The sequence below is a fragment of the Mucilaginibacter metallidurans genome (assembly GCF_003286435.2).
Lineage (GTDB): Bacteria > Bacteroidota > Bacteroidia > Sphingobacteriales > Sphingobacteriaceae > Mucilaginibacter > Mucilaginibacter gossypii.
Map to the genome: position 1 here is coordinate 2,172,850 of NZ_CP043449.1, position 18,586 is coordinate 2,191,435.

Sequence of the window (18,586 nt, forward strand, 5' to 3'; positions counted from 1 at the left end):
ACACCATTCACAAAAGCAAACAATGCTCAAATCGGGATATGAGTATTGTTTTTACGGAATTGGGAGGGCGACAAACCGGTAAATTGCTTAAAACTCCGCTGAAAAGTCGCCTGCGAATTAAAGCCGCATTCCGCCGCGATACCCGCAATAGTCAAGTGGTTGAAACTTTCCGATAAAATCTTGTCCTTAACGGCCCGAACCCGGTATTCATTTACCAGTTCGTTAAAGCTGGTTTGGAGATGCTGGTTTAGCACCGCCGAGATATTTTTCGGTGAGACACCGGTATATTGGGCGAGTTTTGACAGATTCAACTCCGGGTCGAGATAGAGTTGGTCAAGTTCCATGGCCCGAGTAATAGATGTGATAAAACCCTGAATAATATCGTCGTTCAAGTTTGCTAAACCCCCAGCCGATGGCTTTGCAAGCTGCCGTTCCTGGCGCGTGATCAAATACCCGTTGATGCCCAGCCAATAGATTAGTATTGCTAACGGCACATATATGGGATACCAGTCCACTGCATCCAGTAATCTGTTACTGACAACGGGTATGACGTAAGGTACCAGGAATATCAACCATAAAAATTGGAACACCGCGAAACCTTTTACACACTGGGTCAGCCACTTTAATTGTTCAGGTTTATCTTGGCGTTTCAAATAACGCCAAGCGAAAATCACATAAGCACTCAACGAGATCCAGCGCGGAATATCTGCATAAGTATTATATACATCAATCCAAATTCCTGGTGCAAAAGGTAATCGATTATAAAATTTTAGTAAAGCCCCTATAAGGATGACTAATACGAATACTCTGGGTAACAGATCGATGATCACCAGGTAAAAATGTTTCCGTTGCGTTTCGCTAAGCCGACAATCCAATTCAACAGATGCGCGCACATAAAAGTAAAGCAAAGGCCCTATTGGCATAACCATAATAAAAGGTACGATAGCATCGATCAACTGCAATAAAGAGTTGGAACGATACCACTGCTGTGTATTCAGGTAAATACCAAGACAAGCCAGAGCTATCAGAAATAACAACGCGCCCAATAAACGGTCAGACAATTTGTGTAGGGGAGCAAAAAAAAGCAAAATGCTAATAATGAAACCTTGTAAGGCCCCAAGCAGAATAATGGTATTCAGAAACGCGGTCATAACGATTACTTGTCTAAATACTCTTTTTTAAAGGACTAATATCAATTTGCAACCAGATGCAGGATAATTACTTGATAGGAGTGGCCGAGGCTACCTGTGAGAATCCCTGTAATAATCGACCTTCCCATGTGCCGCTTACCTCAATCGTCTTGCCACTGCCAGTATCTTTAAAGGTAGCTAAATAATCCGTTTGCAAAGTCTGCCACTTAGCATATACGTCTAAGCTGATCTTCGTGTAACCCGTTACCGAAAGCTTAACTTGATATTGATCAATATTGGCTGCCTTACCTTCTGACTGATTTACAGAGTAGCTCCACTTTTTCTCACCTGTTATCAATGCCTGGTTTGTAAGGGCTACCGGTATGCTGATCTTAGTAGCAAACGTACCCTGTAACCGGGTGTCCGTATTATTTGTAGTGAATTTGGATGTTTCGTCGGGCGTGGGTACGCCAATATTGGCTTCTAAACTATTAACTGCATTATTTACAATCTGTCGCTGGTAAAGAATTGTAGAATCCGAACGTGTAGTAGTATGTTCATTTACCAGAAAAGTAACATGATCCAATTGATAATTTACCGCAGCTGGCTGTGGAGTTGTAGCAGACTGATCACTGCCTTTTTTACATGAAAAGAATAAGGCAGAACAAATCAATAAATAGAAGATGTGTTTCATTGGTAACAGGATGATGGTTTGGGTTAATGTAGAGCAATATACAGGTAACGATACCAAATGGTAATTAGTATCTAACACTTAATATGGCTGATAGAAAGTTTTAATTACCAGTGCAATTAAACATCATTAATTCCAACTCAACGGTCTTCGCAGGATCTTCCGGATGTTTGAAAATAAACGAAGCCCTACTGTTTTCAACTTGGCCTTTATACTCCTTAAAGGATGGGTGTTTCTTCAATGCATCAATCGCCTTTGCAACAATTGCAGAAAACCCTTGAACTGTTTTGTTAAAAATGATCAGCGATACCTTTTCGTCTCTCCAGGTAACATAACGTTCCAATAATTGATCCACCGCTTTGGTCACTTCGCTTTCGCCGCCCCAAACTTTGCACTCAGCGATAAATACATTTTCACCTTTTTGATTCTGAATGAGTATATCTGTTTTGCCGATCTTGTTAAATGTTTCTCCCGTTGCGCTGTGTGAGGCCGACATTACATTAAGGAATGGCAAAAAATACTCCCTGAAGCCTTCTTCGTCAAATTTGCTGTGCAGGCTACTGAACTTCTCCAGGTTCTTACCAAAGTAAGAGATCAGGTTAAGTATTTTTTTGTAAATAGGCTCGCTGATCCCATCTAACACATCATCTTTAATTATTGGGTCCGATGGCTTACCTGCGAAAACCACGTTCAAGGTGCTGGTTACTTCGGCCTGGATTTCTTTGGCCGTGCTAAACCTACCTGGGTATACCGTAAGATCAGTTTGGTTGTTTTCTGTAATATTTACGCTTTTGATGGAAGGAAGATCTCTCAAAATAATTTGAATCTCCTGGAATCGTGTTTTATCCTTCAGAAAAACTTTAAGATACTCCTTACCAAATGTTGAGCGTATTTCGGTTTGAAACTCTGGCATATTGTAATAGTTTAATAAGTGTTGATGCCGGTTAACAAGTTCCGGCTCTCCAAATTTACTGCTTATTCTGTTCCCCGATTGTATTCGTTCGATAAAACGAAAAAAACTAATACGTGCAAACTCGCGGTTAATCACCGGTTCAAACGCCTGCTTATAACCATCTCTAACATTTCGCTCATTAACATAGTCTTCAGGCAAAAGCTCCATCTTACGCTCATTTTTCTCCAGCACTTCGTATTCAAACTGATCCACCTGGTTGACGTAAGGATTGGCATTTAACTCATCAATCGTTTTATCTTTATAAAATGCATCCCACCTAATATCATCTGGAGAATAAGTGAAGGGCTCAGAATCGATAACACCTACCTTATTAGTGAACAAATCATGTTTAATTAGTGTAACCGTGTGGTTTGCTTCATCAATATGCTCTATCGTTACCCAGCTATGTTTCACAATCTTAAAAAGATCTTCTAATGCATAAAACAGCCAGTTGGCATACCGAATGTTGTCAAAAGAAGGTTCTATTTTTGCCAATTGTATGACTTCCAATATCAAATCCCAATCCGGCAGCGACCTGCTTTCTAAATAATAGATAGCCAGCATCTGCTTACTGATTTCTTGATGTACGGGGTTGCTCATAAAATGACAACTGTTATTCTTCGTTATCCAAAACAGTGAAGTCTAATAAATTGAAAAAAGTACGAAGCGATAGGCCTGCCTCTTTTATCCAGTCTACTAAGCCATTCAGAGTTTCATCTTTTAATGCAATAACAGGAACATGACCATCATCTATACTACGCTCTCCGTTATAAATCAAATCCGCATCGAGCAATATTAATAACTCCATCCTCAGTTCCTGTTGAGTCAGACGGAGTATTCTTTGAAGCAACTCCGGCAAAATACCCCAATCTGCACCTCCACGGCCATAAAGCCCCTCTTTACCACGCTCAGCAATAATCGCAATCAATTCTCTTGAATATCTCGGTACCGCAGCTAAGCGCTCATACAACTCTTTAATAGATTTGAGATTAAATTCATCATCGTACAAACGATCAGCAATTTTACCTGCATTAGCCGGCGGCATACTTGGTTTCGACTCCAATTGATTATACAATGACGATTCAAAATTACCATCTTTATCAACTGGCTCCAGCTCAATTTTCAAACTTCTAAATTCCCGTAAAAACTGATTGTAAAGGACATCCAGGCTTGCAATCGGTAGAACCATAATATCTCTTAACAAGTCATCCAAGTCAAGTATATCTTCGTCAATGATAAAATTGGTTTTTGCCTGATTTGTAGCATCAACAGTATATTTCGATTGTTTATCACCAATGATAAATAACTTAACTTTTGTATAAGTACGCAATTGATCCTGGTTCAATACCGCTAAGGTATCGTTAACTTTCTGGCTGTTATTTGATGACGTGATTTGATAGGCTATTTTATTTTTTTTATCGCCAAGGTCAAGGCCTGGGTTATTACTGCGAACTGTATTGAGGTTGACCAAGTTTAAATTATACACGGCATTAAGGGTTTCGCAAAAAAAATCCTCAGCCATTTTTGTAAGATCGAAAAGACCGAGCCGGTTACGGGTTTCTACTTGTATTTTAAGGTTGGCAATGTCATCAACGATCCTGCCAATAATAAATCCTCTGGTAAACATAGATTGTGAATGGTTTTATTGTTTGGGTTAAAGGTACGCCATAAATTAAAACTTAAGGAAGCCGTCCCACCATCATCCCCGCAATTTCGCAGTTTCTTCGGCATGTGTGTGTAGCTAAAGTTCATGCTTTTCTTCATTTAGTTTTTACCATGACTACCATACAACAAACTTTAGCCTGTATTAAAAAATACAACCGTAAGGAATATTATAAAAATTAGAGCAGTGAGAAACTGAAATTCGAGGATATACGAATTTATAGCAGATAGAATTTACAGGTTAAAAATGTATGTTAGTAAGTCGAATTCGACCAAACCAATATAACCAGTTATTTATCCCCTTAATTAATAACTAATGAAAACTGATCTTAATCAATCGGGGGGGCCGAAAATAAAGACAAGCCGAACAGAAGAAGGCAATTAATTTATGGTGCGGCCTTACTTCTGGTTTGGGTAGCAATTTACGCAGCCATTAAGTATCACTTTATACGCTCATGAAATATATAGCCTAATAATAGTACCAAGCTATTTTGCTGGATCAAGAAATTGTTCTTTTCCTTTAAGAGTTTTGTGACATATTCCTGTCTTCGCAAACATCTTTGGATCGTTGCCAATAAATCATCTTTTAAACTGATTTCCTTTTTCAGTTGTCAATTTACCTATTGAATCTTCGAGTTCGTTTTCTTTGAAAGACTTAACGGCCGTTGATAATACATTTATCCTCCTAAATAAAGAGGTTTCATAAGTTTAACTTATATCTTTAATCAATAGGGATCTTTAAGTATAAGTACTTTTATACTATTTAAATCTTATATATCTATGAAAACATCTCTTAAAGCTTTACTTGCTGTTACCTGCTTTCTGTATGTTTATTCAACAAAATCCATTGCTCAGATCAAGATTATAACGACTGACGCAGATTTGCAAATCAATGATGGTTCCTTGATGTTTCGTCCTTCGAAATATGTACATAGCTTAGATAGTCTGGCGATGATCCTAAAAAAAAGCCCAACCGATACTGCTGCGTTGTTTGAACACAGCTTTTTCCTTTATAGGACTAACAACGTCATGGCAAAACCTCATCCTAATGCGGCTTCGCTGGCAAATCTAAAGAAGGCAAGCGCTGAAGCAGACTCCGCTTATAAGCACTCCATGAAAGATTTTAAATTAAAAATATTGCGTGCACGGATTTTTACCTCACTTGCTAACCAATACCTGAGTGATGAGAGTTGGACTTTTAAACCAGACCAAATCAGGATACGAAGAAATCAGTTCAACGCCTATAAAGATCAGGCCAACTTGGAATTAGATAAGTTGGCTACGCTTGATAGCAGAAATGCGTATTTATATCAAAAAGTAAAGGTGAAAGAAAATTATCCTATTAAATGAGGCTAAAAGAATTTTACAATTGTTAGAAGCAATTTTATTCTTAAAAGTCGAAATCTAAAAGTTCTTTCAACGAGATTTCTAATGCATCAGCTAATTTTCCAATTGAAGTTAGCTGAATATCCCTTTTTGCCAACTCAACTTCCGAAATCCAACTCTTATCTGTTTCTGCCAATGCAGCTAATTTTTCTTGCGAAAGATTCCGTTCAATTCTTAAAGTTCTTAAACGCTCGCCAAATTTGATTTTAAGGTTTTCGCTTTTCGCTTCCAAATAGATACAATATTTAAGGAAATGAAATTCGATTATTAAAATTAAAAGTTTGTAGTGCGAACGCACTACAATTCAACAAAAATATTATCTTTGTTTTGCGATACTTCTTGAAAAATATGAAGCATTCGCTTTGTCTCGGTCTGAAAACGTGAGAAATTTTTAACCCCGGAGACGTAAGTGAACGCCCACGCCATTGGTGTGGGCTCTCTTACTGTGGGGTTGGGCCTTCTCACGTGCCTCAGTCCGGTAAGTTGAGTCCACGCCAATGGCGTTTTTATGTGGCCCAACTTTAACTGATAAGTATGGGAGCAATAAATTTCAATAACAGTCCTTCCTCAGAAACACCTTTTAAAGATGTACTGGCTAACTTTTTTGTCGCCAATACCCCTGAAACCATGAAGGTGTTCGCCTGGAAAATCTTTCAATGCTGGACATTGAAAGATTGCAACCAGAAAGCGGAAATCTCCGACGAAAAACTTGCCTTGTTCTTAGATCAGTTAATTGGCCTGGTTGCTGCAGCGTACAACGTTCACCAGGCAAACAATGCAGCCGAAACTAAGGAAGGGTTAACTACTCCCACGTAAAGCATAGTCCATTCTTGGACGTAATAATTTAAAGTGGGTAGTCAAGGCAGTTATGATAGTCAACGATGAAGAATTAAAAGTTTTAGTCATCGCGATAAAAAATGGCGACGAAATTGCATTTGCCAAATTTTACGATTTACATAGCCGCAACCTTTATAGCAGAATTATGCGAATCATCAAAGACGATGAAATCGTTCAGGAGATTCTTCAAGATGTGTTCCTTAAAATCTGGACGAAACGCGATACACTCGACCCCGAGAAACCAATAAAGGCCTATCTATTTAAGATCGCAGAAAACTTAGTATATAAGCATTTTAGAAAAATTGCTCAGGATCAAAAACTTATTGAGCAATTAATAGTGAATAATATCGACTACGTATTACCAGTAGAAGATAAAATTATCGAAAGTGAAACCAAAATACTCATTAATAAAGCGATAGCAAGCTTGCCCCCTCAGCGTAAGATTGTTTTTACCTTGTGTCGCTTAGAAGAAAAGAGTTATAAGGAAGTGAGTGAACTACTCGGAATCTCAGTTTACACGATCAATGACCACCTTGTAAAAGCTAACAAATCAATAAAGCAGTATTTTCTTGCCAACCAGCATTTAGCTCTCCTGGTAATAATCCCTAAGGTTTTCAACCATCTGAAATAAATTTTCATTCACAGCAGTGAGAATTAATTCAATGCGGATAATAGCATTAAACGACATTGAATAAAGTGGATTTAAAAGCACTCCTTGATAAATATCTAAACGATCAATGCACCGCAGCTGAAGCTTCATTATTATTTAATGAAATTCAAAAGCCGGAGAATGAATTACTTATAAGAAATTTTATTTCAAATGAATTAAACGGCGATCCAATTGCGATTGACAGACTATTTGCAAATGAGAAAGCAATTGAAACTGTAAGAAAAACACTTTTGGTTGCGGTTAAAGATAGCAGCAAGGAGAATAATAGGTACAGTAATTTCAATACCAGGTTTATCAAAATCTTTTTATCAGCGGCGGCAATTTTCATTTTGATAGCAAGCGCGACAGTTTACCTGATTTACCGCTCTGAACTTATAAAAGGTAAAACGAACAGTGAAGATTTGAAAGAATTGGTAACAAATATTGGTGAGAAAAAAAGAATCCAGCTTTACGATGGGACGACGATATGGCTTTGTCCATCCAGCAAACTTAAATACCGGGATCAGTTAATAGGTAAATTTCGTGAGGTTAGTTTGGATGGCGAAGCTTTTTTTCAGGTCGCAAAAGATAAATCTCACCCATTTATCATACATAGCGGAAACATGAGAACTGAAGTGGTTGGCACCTCGTTCGATATTACTTCTTATAGTAATCTTAAGATATTTTCAGTTTCTGTAGTTACCGGTATAGTGAAGGTAAGTTCCAATCAGCCTCAATCTGCTCTCACCAAAAATGTTGTTTTAAAACCAGGGCAAAAAGTGTTCTTTAATCGAAGAGATTTAGAACTAACTGTAAGTTCATCTAAAGTTCAGGCTGTCTTAAATAGAAAATCAGGTATTCTATCATATAATGGCACACCTATTCAAGAGGTCATAACAGATTTACGACGATATTACGACGCGTCGATCAAACTTGGCGACAACACTTCAAGTTGTCTGTGTTTCGGAGACTTCGATACATCACAACCCTTATCCGTCATTTTAAAACAAATTTCTGTTTCCATCAATGGAAATGCAGTTGAAGCGAATGGGGGATTTATTATTAATGGTGGTTGTAAAGAACCATAAATAAGACGAAACACTAAGCTGCATTAGCCAGCACAGTAACACTTTTCCAGTCAAGAATTTAAAAACTAAAAAGAAATGAAAATTTACTTTATGGGAAAGCTATTGCCTTTCCATCCCTATGTGCGGCGACCTCCGGTAGGCCAAAATCAAGTTCCCTATGCAATTTTTAAAACACTATTTAAACGCAATTTTAAAATGCCTATTAGACCTTTTTTACAATTAGCTTTTAAACGAATATGTATTATTACTCTATCTCTATTCGTTTTAATCCCGCTGACCCAAACTAACAAAGCTTTCGGTCAGGATCTTAATAAATTAATTTCAGTTGATATATCCGATAAACCCCTCAAGGATGTTTTAACCATAATCGGAAAGAAAGCGAGAGTAGGAATTATTTACAGTAATGTAAGTGGCAACCTGAATGTGAAGTTAAGCCTACAAGAAACAAATCAACCGTTAAAAAAAGTACTTAACGATTTGCTTCTACCACTTGATTTAGACTTCGATATAATTGGAAATCGAATTGTCATCAAAGCGAAACCCGTTAACTCAGAAAAGCGGGATCAATCCCCACAAAGTTTCTCGCAGTCAGAAGCACAAAATATAAAGCTTATTCAGGGTGTTGTTTTGAGTGCGAAAAATCTACAGCCTTTATTTGGTGCTACAATATTACTAAATGGAAAAGTTGTAACACAAACAGATAACCGCGGCTCTTTTCAATTTCATACAGCTGATACCAGTGGAACTATCTTAGCTACCTACATTGGTTATAAAAATATTGAGATTACGTTTGGACATGAGAATTTTGGCCCATTTAAAATCCAATTAACTGACGATCAAACATCGTTGAACGAAGTAATAATTTCCACGGGTTATCAGAATATTCCAAAAGAACGGGCATCTGGTTCATTCGATCAGATTGATAACAAATTACTGAACCGAAACCCAGGTGATAATATTTTAAATAGACTTGATGGTGTAGCAAGTGGATTACGCTTTGTGGGACAGTCCGGGCCAACAATTGCAACTGGTTCAAATGACCGCTATTTAGGTGTTACTGTAAGAGGGGTAAGTACATTATCAGGTAATGTCGGTACTGATCCTTTGATTGTTCTTGATAATTTCCCGTATGAGGGTAACATTAGCAACATAAATCCAAATGATGTTGAGAGTATAACGGTCCTTAAAGATGCCGCAGCAGCAAGTATCTGGGGTGCGCGATCCGGCAATGGAGTGATTGTAATAACCACTAAAAAAGGCCGTAAAAACCAAAAGCTTTCGGTCGAGTTGAATGGGACAATTACATTTCAAAATAAACCTAATCTTTTCTCAGACAGAAATTACCTGCCGTCTGCTGATTATGTCGATCTGGAAACAAGCTTGTTCAAGCAAGGGTATTTTGATACTTGGTTAAACGACACTTACGATCAATCACCGGTTTCACCAGTGGTCGATTTATTGGCTGCTGCAAAAGCTGGCACTATTAATATACCTAATGCTAATTCCCAAATCGCGGCTTTAAGAAGTAAAGATGTTAGAAGCGATTACGAAAAGTACATTTACCGGAGTACCGTTAACCAACAATATACCATCGGCATTAGAGGGGGAACCGACCAAAATGCTTACAATATGTCGGTCGGATACGTCAATAATCAAAATCCTTTGGTTCGTAATGGATTTGAACGCCTGAGTGTGAATGCACAAAATACATACACACCGATTAAAAATCTTTCTATAACTACCGGTATAAATTATAGTCAAAATAACTCAGCCCTGAATAATAATCTTTATTACGGTTCTGGTATTAGCGTTGGTGGCCCTGTGAACGGTGTATATCCTTATGCTCAATTTTCAGATGCCGCAGGCAACCATTTACCAATAGTTAAAGGTTACAGATCAAGCTATGTTGCAGGGGTACCAGCATCCGGCTTATTGAATTGGAGTTATCGGCCACTTGACGAATTAGCGATAGCAGACAATCATGCAAAAGTCAATGATCTTCTACTAAATGTAAGCGCAGACTACAGATTTTTAAAGCATTGGGATGTAAATCTTTCCTATCAAAATGAAACGCAAGCTGTGGATGGAAGAAACTATCAAAGCGTTGACTCTTATAACGCACGCTCATTGATCAATGAATTTACAATAATTAACTCAGGCGCCGCGCCGACATATCAGGTTCCGCTTGGCGGCATGCTCAATCTTAACCATAATCAACTAACGTCTAACAACGCAAGGGGACAATTGAATTATAGTCAAGCATTTTCAAATAACAGTCAGCTTTCGGGATTAGTCGGTGCTGAAGTAAAACAACTGACCAATACTGGATATACAAGAAATTCATTAGGATACAACGATCAGTTTGGCACTGCAACCCAAAATCTAAACTTCTACGATTATCTTTTAATAAATCCTTCGGGTTATGCGCAAATTCCAGCACCGGATGGCAGTATCACAGGTTCAACCAATCGCTATGTATCTTATTTCTCAAATCTTGCCTATACCTTTTCTGATAAATACACATTTACATTGAGCGGTCGTAAAGATGGTTCTAATATTTTCGGTGTAAAAACCAATGATCGTGTAACGCCACTTTGGTCAACTGGTGGAGTTTGGGAACTTTCTAAAGAGCCCTTTTACAAATGGGATTGGTTTCCATTACTTCGGTTAAAGGCTACATACGGTTATAATGGAAATGTCTACAATGGTTCGGCTTATGTGACAGGTTTATATCAAACAAATTCAATTACAGGCGCACCTGCTATATTTAATCTAACCGCTCCAAATCCTGAATTGCGGTGGGAGAAAGTAAGGAATACTAACTTCACGTTAGAGTTTCAAACTAAGAACAGCCGCATCTACGGCGATATTGAGTACTATATCAAAAATGGCACTGATCTAATTGAAAGTATCCCCTTAGCGACTTCGAGCGGTTTTACATCATTTTCTGGCAACGCCGCCTCAACTACAACTAAAGGTTTCGATATCACAATAAATACAAGAAACCTGGTCGGAAAGTTCCAATGGAATTCTACGCTGTTATTTAGCACGCTGCATGATAGAGTAACAAAATTCGATATGCCATTAACGAATTCAACAATTCAGTCAACGACCGGCGTGCCAATATTAAATCACTCCATTTATGGCATCTATAGCTATCGTTGGGCGGGACTTAATCCTACGAATGGCAATCCTATTGGGTATCTTAATGGGAAAACAAGCGAGGATTACACTGGCATAATTAATAATTACAAAACTGATAGCCTAATATATAATGGATCAGCGCGCCCCACGGTATATGGTTCATTAATAAACGAATTTTCTTATGCTGGATTTACGCTATCCGCAATGATCAAATTTGAATTCGGTTATGTATTTAGGCGACCATCTACTAACCTTAACCAAGCTGGCATCATTTCGCAGAGCAATAGTCAAAATATCGATTATGAAGTGCGCTGGCAAAATCCCGGAGACGAGAAAAATACGTCTGTACCCTCTGTAATTTATCCTTCAAACGAAAACAGAAATACTTTTTATAAATACAGCAGTAGTCTCGTTGCAAACGGAAACAACATCAGATTAATGGATATCAGGCTTTCCTATGGCTTGGATAAAAGTATGGTGCACAACCTACCATTCAAAAAAATCAATGTTTTCGCATACGCAAGTAATCTGGGCATTATTTGGAGGGCAAATAAATATGGACTTGATCCAGATCTCGTACAATTCAACCCACACCCAATTGCTACACCATTTACTCTTTCTATAGGATTCAATGCTAATCTTTAAAAACTCTCTATGAAACGTTCACCATTTAAAATGTTTAGGTCGTTATATTTTTGTGTGTTCATAATGGCCTTAATTTGCTGTTTTTCATGTAAAAAACAAGACGACTGGCTTAACATTAAAAACAATAAATCTGATGTAACTCCTCAAACACTCCAGGATTTTCAAGCCATATTAGATAATGACGTAGTATTTAATGATCTAAATTCAATTTTAGGCGTTATTGGAACCGATAACATCTATTTTCCCGATACAAAACTCGATGCCGAAAATCAGGTTACCCGAAACACATATTTATGGGCATCTGATATTTATCAGGGTGCGTTGTCTGCTGACTGGGTTAATAATTATCAGGCAGTAGAATATGCGAACATTGTATTGGATGGCCTGGAGAAACTGCCCACCGCACAACGATCCACTGTAACCGCACAAAATATTAAGGGCCAGGCACTCTTTATGCGAAGTTTTGCATTTTATCAGTTATCACAATTGTTTTGCAAACCTTATGTTTTGTCATCGGCAGGTTCTGATTTAGGAGTTCCCATCCGTTTATCATTAGATGTAAATCAAAAGGTTGGACGCGGCTCAGTAAAGCAAGTTTATGATCAAATGATCAATGATTTGAAGATTGCAATTCCACTTTTGCCTTTAAGTGCTCAGTATAAAACACGGCCGAATTCCAGTGCCGCAAATGCCTTGTTAGCGAAAGTGTGTTTATCTATGGCAGATTATCAAAATGCATACACATTCGCCGATGCAGCACTTAAAGAAAATGCCACACTATTAGATTTTAATAAGCTCAATATATCGAGCACAGCACCATTTCCGAGTTTCGCCCAAAATAATCCCGAAATTATGTGGTACGCTTACAGTTATGGTCTGACCGCCACTATCTGCAACGCGAAGGCAACAAGCCGAATTTCAACCGATCTCTACAATAGCTATATTCCTGGTGACTTAAGAAAAACAACCTATTTTATTAGTGATGGTGCCGGTGCGTTCAGGCCGAAGGCAAACTATTCAGCGAGGCCCTATAACTTCTGCGGAATCGCAAACGATGAAATCTATCTTATAAGGGCTGAGTGTGCCGCAAGAAATAACTATGTAACGATTGCATTAGCTGACATCAATGCTTTGATGAAATACAGGTTATCGCCAGACGCATTCGTCGCGTTCACATCAACAGATCCAGTTACTTTACTCAACAAAATATTAGCTGAACGACGCCGGGAATTAGTTCTTACAGGTAACACGCGATGGGAAGATCTGAGAAGGCTTAATCAAGATAGCCGATTTTCATTGACAATCCAACACGAGTATCATGGCAATACATACATATTAGCTCCGAACGACAAACGCTATGTTTTTCCATTACCGCAAGACGAAATTACTATTAACCATTTACCTCAAAATCCACGATAATCCATGAAAAATTTAACAATAGCTTTCATCGCTACACTGTTTATTTTTATTTATAGCTCTCGTATTACCTTTGCACAATCTTCTGTTCGAACAGGATCGATTGATTCTGCCAAAATAACTGTATTAATTCCAGAGATAGATTTATCTGAAAAACTGGAACTTACTTTTTCAGATCAGGTTGTGAAAGCAGATAGAGCTTTCGATAACGGGGAAACGTCCTTAGTATCCAAAGCTGATAAACATGGCCTTTATGTGTTTCATTTAAAAGTCCCTCCAACTCGGAGAAAATTGGGATTTTATATACGACTAAGTAAAATTGGGAGTTCTCTTGATACACTCGGCCGAAACGATAGGGAGGTGGGGGTGCCCATAGGATATGGCATCTTAGAAAATTACTTTGTTCAAGGTGGAGATGATATCAAAATTGTGGCAAGAAAAAAATCTACCTTTCGCCCACTTAGTAATTACGTAAGAGGCTTTAGCTTTAATTTTAGTGGAAAGGGGGCTCAAAAATATTCATTACGCTATCTTGTAGATTCAATTGAATATTGGCGTGAGTTTGCTAAAGATTATATAAAAGCGGACTCAACCTTCAATGTCGATAATTTGGATATGCGGATCGCCAGAAAAGCGATTGACACAATAAAACATTATAGGGCGGGTTTAGATCTTCAGGCTTATAATGAATTATGTATTCATGCATATTTTTCTGCTGCTGGTTTACAATATGACATCCTCTTAAGCAACCTACATGGGATCTTAAAGAATTCATCGGTACCATTCAAAAAACAGCTATTCAAATCATTATCTTATGCTGATTCTGTAAGTCGTAAAAGGCTTGATAGAACTACAATGATTTCAAGCAATGATTTTTGGTCAGCAGAGCTTAGAAAATATCGTACTATAACTGATTGTAAGAATTGGAAACCTGATACTCTTGCGCAATCATTGGCACCTATCGGCGATGCCTTTATTAAGGAAAATTTATATATCCTGGTAACAAAAATGTATTTAAATCGGTTCAGAAATCTGATCAATTTCTTTAAGATTGCTTCTCTTAGCATCAAAACTGATGTTGGTAAATCACAACTTGCGGAAATGATGAAAACGACTAAGGGAATGCCAGCATATAATTTCGATCTAACCGATGCAAAGGGTCATAAAGTAAAGCTTTCCGAATTTGCAGGTAAAGTGGTTTTTATAGATTTTTGGTATACGGGTTGTGGCAATTGCATAAATTATTATAGAGATGTACTATCAAAGGTTGAAGAGAAATTTGCCAATGATCCAAATGTGGTTTTTATTTCAATATCAATTGATAAAAATAAAGAGGGGTGGTTGAAAAGTATCCAGTCTGGTACTTATACATCAGATAATATAGTCAACCTGTATACCAATGGTGATGGTATGAGCGATCCTGTTATTAAATTTTACCAAGTTTTAGGGTACCCGCGACCATTAGTGATTGATAAATTACAACGACTGTACAAAGTCGATAATACCTTGCGAAACATGGATATCTTATTGAGTACAATCTCAGCAGCAAAAGCAAATTAGACCTTTTAGAATGTTCAGAAATTACTATTAGTATTACAATGTAATAATTAAATAACAATGATCAAACGGAATCGGCTCATACCGATTCCATTTGATGCTGGCTTATTTATTAAAATCACCAGTTAATTTAACAGAAGCACCGGCTGTTGGGATCATGTTATTAGCATCCGGTGTTGCGGCAGAGCGAACTTCGCAGGCTTTTGCTGATGGGTTATCACAAAATGATCCGGAAGTAACTGCGGTAACATGATATTGATTGCCAACCGTGGCAATTACACCCCATGTCTGCAATGCATCGTGTTTAGGAGCATTCATGGCATAAGCACCGCCAAGGCTCATAATTGTTACAATGGCTACCATCGCAATTCTTGCTTTTTGTAAAAAGCTTTTTTTAGAGTTTAACATAACTTTGAAATTTAGATGTATTTTTTTGCCTACTCTTTTCGCAGGTTTTCAGCTTTCCCCTGATTCTTTGCGCATGAATATTTTTATGTTGTCGAATATCTTTTTGAAACAGCTTTGATATGATCTGCTTTGCGATTAAGAATAAGCCCGATGATTGTCAGTGAGAGAAATACCACATTAAAAACTAAATGAACAGGCCAGGACATAGCTTGAAAAACACCTGCACAACCGCAGGGGACGCGTTTGAAAGCATGTAGTATGCCCAGTAGGATATAAATACTAAATCCCGAAAGCAATATCATTGAACCCGTAAATCCAAACCTTCTCCATTTAGGTATTAACAAGGCTACGCCAACAACTATTTCTACAATGGGGACTAACACAACTAAAAACGGATCGACCGATTTTGGAAAAACTTGGTTATGGATCGCACGAATCCAATGGCGCATATCAATCAGCTTGCTAAATGCCGTATAAAGGAAAAGCAGTGCCAGGAGTAATACAATTAACTCACACAGCCATTGGGATTTTTTCATCAGTTTGATTTTTTTGTTGTAGATAAATGCGTTTCACACCGACCAGCAATTCGCCTATTTTGGGGCGGTCAGCACGGCTGTTACTCAAACATTTGATAATGATATCAGTTAATTCATGCTCATTGGTGAGGCGCATTGTCTTCGCCCGGACTTGGTGCAGATTTGGCGTAATGTATTCCCAGGTTTTACATCCCGTCAATGTAAAACACAGCAATGCGCCAAGTGAATAAATATCTTCTTTAAAGTGAGGGACTGCGTGATTGATCTGTTCAGGAGCCACGTAGCCGAAGGTGCCTAACAAAAACGGCGGGTTAGGCTCACCATTTTGTACATGATAACTGAGTTCAAAATCAATAATACATAGCTGGCCGTCATCAAGAATGATAAAATTACCATCCGTAACATCCCGATGAACAAAACCTGCATTATGTACATTTTCAACAAGTTCTACCGCCTGGATAAAATAACCCAGCAATTCTGCTTTTTTGATTGTATTTAGCTCAGTCCATCGTTTTCCTGAAAGCTCATTTCTAACAAATTCGCCATAGGAAATGCCCTCAGCAAAATTCATGACCAGATAATGGTAGCCTTTACGGCTGAAAAAATCAATTACATTTGGGGTGTATACCTTACCAACTAATGACCTATGCACATTTTCCTGCCAATGCAAACGGTCTTTCATATCTCGGTCAAAATGGTCATCTAATGCCACAGGTCTACCTTCTTTAATTATACACCAATTAAATGCGAACCGCTTTAGATTAATGGCTTTGTAGATAGCGCCCTTGGAGTTTGACCTAAGTAGCTGCACTGGGAGATAATACCGACCGATCAAACCAAATAACTTCTTCTTTTCCCTATAAGTTTTATCTACAGCAAAGGGAAACTGCTTAATGCCCGGCTTTTCCAATATTAGATCACCGTTCCCACTGGCTGTTATTTTTTGAATAAATACAACATCACTAATTTGCTGGGAGTTCATGACAACCGGGCCTTTTGAGCCCTGCGTTTTAGGAACGATTTGATTTATTAATCTTTTGGCTTCATCGATGTTGCTCGGAAAAATAATAAGTACTTTTCCAGCTTCTTCATCCCCGAATGCCCCTGCATTCAACCTGTATTGGAAATGTTGATCTTTTATAATCCTGTACGCAGCCTTACTTTCTTTTAGAATGGGCAGGATGCGGGTCAATTGTATTGGTGTATCAAGGGTTCGGGAGCTGACAATAATAACATAGCCCGCTTTAGCCGTTGGCTTGCCGATCATCAGGGTTTTCTCATCTTCTTTAAACCTGATACCCGCATTTTTCAATATAGGTATGTAGCTAACAAGATTTACTGTGAATGCCTTTTCCATAGTAGTGACTCATTTATGAAATCAAAACTATTCCGGCAGCGGGACAGAGATTGTCACTCTGTATTTTTGATATAATATTTTTTTATTTTTTTATCATATAATATATCATGGCCTTTATCACGCAGATTCTGAAGCATGCGCTTTACCGTCCGCGTACTGACATCAAATCGCTTGGCAACTCTTTCAATTGATCCAAAACGTCCTTTCTCAATAAGCTCCAGGATATATTCAAGCCGTTTTTCATAGGTTCTGTAGTCCATAGCCAATCTATTTTTACAGTCGGTTTAGACCCGTAAAGATGAATGGCATCAGCCTAAAGTGCAATAACTCAGTTTTTTAAATTATTAGTCCAGGTTTTTTGAAATGTCCCTGTAAACAATTCCTTTAGCTAAAGCCGATTCATGTTTTCCTTTTAATCGCTTATTATGGGGTTTAAGTAGTTTGAATAGCGTATTTAAATATCGCCCCAAATTGATACCTGACCCGTACTTGGATGGCGGCATCAATACGAAGATGGATATCTCCAGTATTTCTGCAATTTCATAAAGCCTGGGAACAGTTAAAACGGTAGTACCTCGTTCAATATTGGAATAGGCTGGCTGCGAAATCTCCAGCATAAACGACATATAGGTCTGTGAGTAGTTTTTAATTTCCCTTTGGATACGGATTCTTTCTCCGACACTATCCTTATGATTTGGTATGTGATCATTATTAAATCCAGTAGCTTCCATAATATTGTTTTATCCTATAAGCAAAAGTAATAAATCATAAGTTAAGCTTTTAGCTTACCAGCGCCTATCTGATCAATTTTAGTCCAATTCCCAATGGGGGGAAGAACTAAAATTTTAAATACATGAAAGACTTATCTGATCAACAGGCAGACGAATTAAAAGGCGGTTTCGCCTCCGCAATGAGCTGCGGTTACAACATCGTAGTGTCGGCTTCTTTAGGCGGATTATTTGGTGGCGCTGGTGCTGTTGTAGGCGCAGTGGCTGCCGCTACAGGCCCTTCCTGCCTTGGGTTGTGGTAAAGAAAAAGAATGGGCATTTTTAGTGCCTCAATCAATAGCCGGCTAAATGATCATTTGGCCGGCTTTGTTATTTATGTCCGAATTAATATATAAGTACT

18 protein-coding genes are annotated in these 18,586 nt (G+C 38.1%); 8 read left to right on the plus strand and 10 right to left on the minus strand.

What is annotated here, in order from left to right; genetic code table 11:
* Nucleotides 1-26 precede the first annotated feature (26 nt).
* From DIU38_RS09450 to DIU38_RS09465, 4 genes are all read right to left on the minus strand, one after another.
* A complete protein-coding gene (locus DIU38_RS09450) occupies nt 27-1,151 on the minus strand; it encodes a helix-turn-helix domain-containing protein (RefSeq protein ID WP_112652457.1) in 1,125 nt (374 codons plus the stop codon).
* Between the two features lie 67 nt (nt 1,152-1,218).
* A complete protein-coding gene (locus tag DIU38_RS09455) occupies nt 1,219-1,824 on the minus strand; it encodes a hypothetical protein (RefSeq protein WP_112652456.1) in 606 nt (201 codons plus the stop codon).
* A 100-nt stretch (nt 1,825-1,924) separates the two neighbouring features.
* Entirely contained in the window at nt 1,925-3,373 is a 1,449-nt protein-coding gene (locus DIU38_RS33470; RefSeq protein WP_208057540.1) for a hypothetical protein, read from the minus strand.
* Nucleotides 3,374-3,386: 13 nt separating this feature from the next.
* On the minus strand, nt 3,387-4,400 hold the full coding sequence (locus DIU38_RS09465) for an SMEK domain-containing protein (RefSeq protein ID WP_112652455.1): 1,014 nt from the start codon (nt 4,398-4,400) through the stop codon (nt 3,387-3,389).
* Nucleotides 4,401-5,215: 815 nt separating this feature from the next.
* Between DIU38_RS09465 and DIU38_RS09470 the strand changes: the two genes are divergently transcribed.
* Nucleotides 5,216-5,785: a hypothetical protein gene (locus DIU38_RS09470; RefSeq protein WP_112652454.1), complete on the plus strand. Its 570-nt coding sequence runs from the start codon at nt 5,216-5,218 to the stop codon at nt 5,783-5,785.
* Between the two features lie 40 nt (nt 5,786-5,825).
* Here DIU38_RS09470 and DIU38_RS09475 read toward each other — a convergent pair whose 3' ends face one another.
* Nucleotides 5,826-6,053 (minus strand): helix-turn-helix domain-containing protein, encoded by a 228-nt coding sequence (locus DIU38_RS09475; protein ID WP_208057539.1) that lies wholly within the window; start codon nt 6,051-6,053, stop codon nt 5,826-5,828.
* Between the two features lie 302 nt (nt 6,054-6,355).
* Here DIU38_RS09475 and DIU38_RS09480 point away from each other — a divergent pair, with 302 nt between their 5' ends.
* The 6 genes from DIU38_RS09480 to DIU38_RS09505 all read left to right on the plus strand — a co-directional run bounded on the left by DIU38_RS09480 (nt 6,356) and on the right by DIU38_RS09505 (nt 15,160).
* Nucleotides 6,356-6,637: a hypothetical protein gene (locus DIU38_RS09480; protein WP_112652452.1), complete on the plus strand. Its 282-nt coding sequence runs from the start codon at nt 6,356-6,358 to the stop codon at nt 6,635-6,637.
* 52 nt (nt 6,638-6,689) lie between these two features.
* Complete coding sequence (locus DIU38_RS09485) at nt 6,690-7,289, plus strand: RNA polymerase sigma factor (protein WP_112652451.1); 600 nt, start codon at nt 6,690-6,692, stop codon at nt 7,287-7,289.
* A gap of 65 nt (nt 7,290-7,354) precedes the next feature.
* Nucleotides 7,355-8,395 carry a FecR family protein gene (locus tag DIU38_RS09490; protein ID WP_243770838.1) on the plus strand — a complete coding sequence of 347 codons (1,041 nt, stop codon included), beginning with the start codon at nt 7,355-7,357 and terminating at the stop codon, nt 8,393-8,395.
* 75 nt (nt 8,396-8,470) lie between these two features.
* A complete protein-coding gene (locus DIU38_RS09495; protein WP_243770774.1) occupies nt 8,471-12,184 on the plus strand; it encodes a SusC/RagA family TonB-linked outer membrane protein in 3,714 nt (1,237 codons plus the stop codon).
* Nucleotides 12,185-12,193: 9 nt separating this feature from the next.
* Nucleotides 12,194-13,603 (plus strand): RagB/SusD family nutrient uptake outer membrane protein, encoded by a 1,410-nt coding sequence (locus DIU38_RS09500; RefSeq protein ID WP_112652449.1) that lies wholly within the window; start codon nt 12,194-12,196, stop codon nt 13,601-13,603.
* A gap of 3 nt (nt 13,604-13,606) precedes the next feature.
* Complete coding sequence (locus DIU38_RS09505) at nt 13,607-15,160, plus strand: TlpA family protein disulfide reductase (protein WP_112652448.1); 1,554 nt, start codon at nt 13,607-13,609, stop codon at nt 15,158-15,160.
* Between the two features lie 102 nt (nt 15,161-15,262).
* Here DIU38_RS09505 and DIU38_RS09510 read toward each other — a convergent pair whose 3' ends face one another.
* From DIU38_RS09510 to DIU38_RS09530, 5 genes are all read right to left on the minus strand, one after another.
* Nucleotides 15,263-15,565: a hypothetical protein gene (locus DIU38_RS09510; protein WP_112683109.1), complete on the minus strand. Its 303-nt coding sequence runs from the start codon at nt 15,563-15,565 to the stop codon at nt 15,263-15,265.
* A gap of 83 nt (nt 15,566-15,648) precedes the next feature.
* Nucleotides 15,649-16,101, minus strand: coding sequence for a MauE/DoxX family redox-associated membrane protein (locus DIU38_RS09515; protein WP_112652446.1), 453 nt, complete (start codon nt 16,099-16,101; stop codon nt 15,649-15,651).
* The gene (locus DIU38_RS09520) at nt 16,076-17,458 is read right to left on the minus strand and encodes a serine/threonine protein kinase (RefSeq protein WP_112652445.1); all 1,383 of its coding nucleotides are present in this window, start codon (nt 17,456-17,458) and stop codon (nt 16,076-16,078) included. The genes DIU38_RS09515 and DIU38_RS09520 overlap by 26 nt, the downstream gene beginning before the upstream one ends.
* Before the next feature lie 53 nt (nt 17,459-17,511).
* Nucleotides 17,512-17,718, minus strand: a complete 207-nt coding sequence (locus DIU38_RS09525; protein WP_112652444.1) for an HTH domain-containing protein — start codon at nt 17,716-17,718, stop codon at nt 17,512-17,514.
* 84 nt (nt 17,719-17,802) lie between these two features.
* Nucleotides 17,803-18,189, minus strand: a complete 387-nt coding sequence (locus DIU38_RS09530; RefSeq protein WP_112652443.1) for a helix-turn-helix domain-containing protein — start codon at nt 18,187-18,189, stop codon at nt 17,803-17,805.
* A gap of 122 nt (nt 18,190-18,311) precedes the next feature.
* Here DIU38_RS09530 and DIU38_RS32980 point away from each other — a divergent pair, with 122 nt between their 5' ends.
* A complete protein-coding gene (locus DIU38_RS32980) occupies nt 18,312-18,488 on the plus strand; it encodes a hypothetical protein (protein WP_167516128.1) in 177 nt (58 codons plus the stop codon).
* Nucleotides 18,489-18,586: the final 98 nt, after the last annotated feature.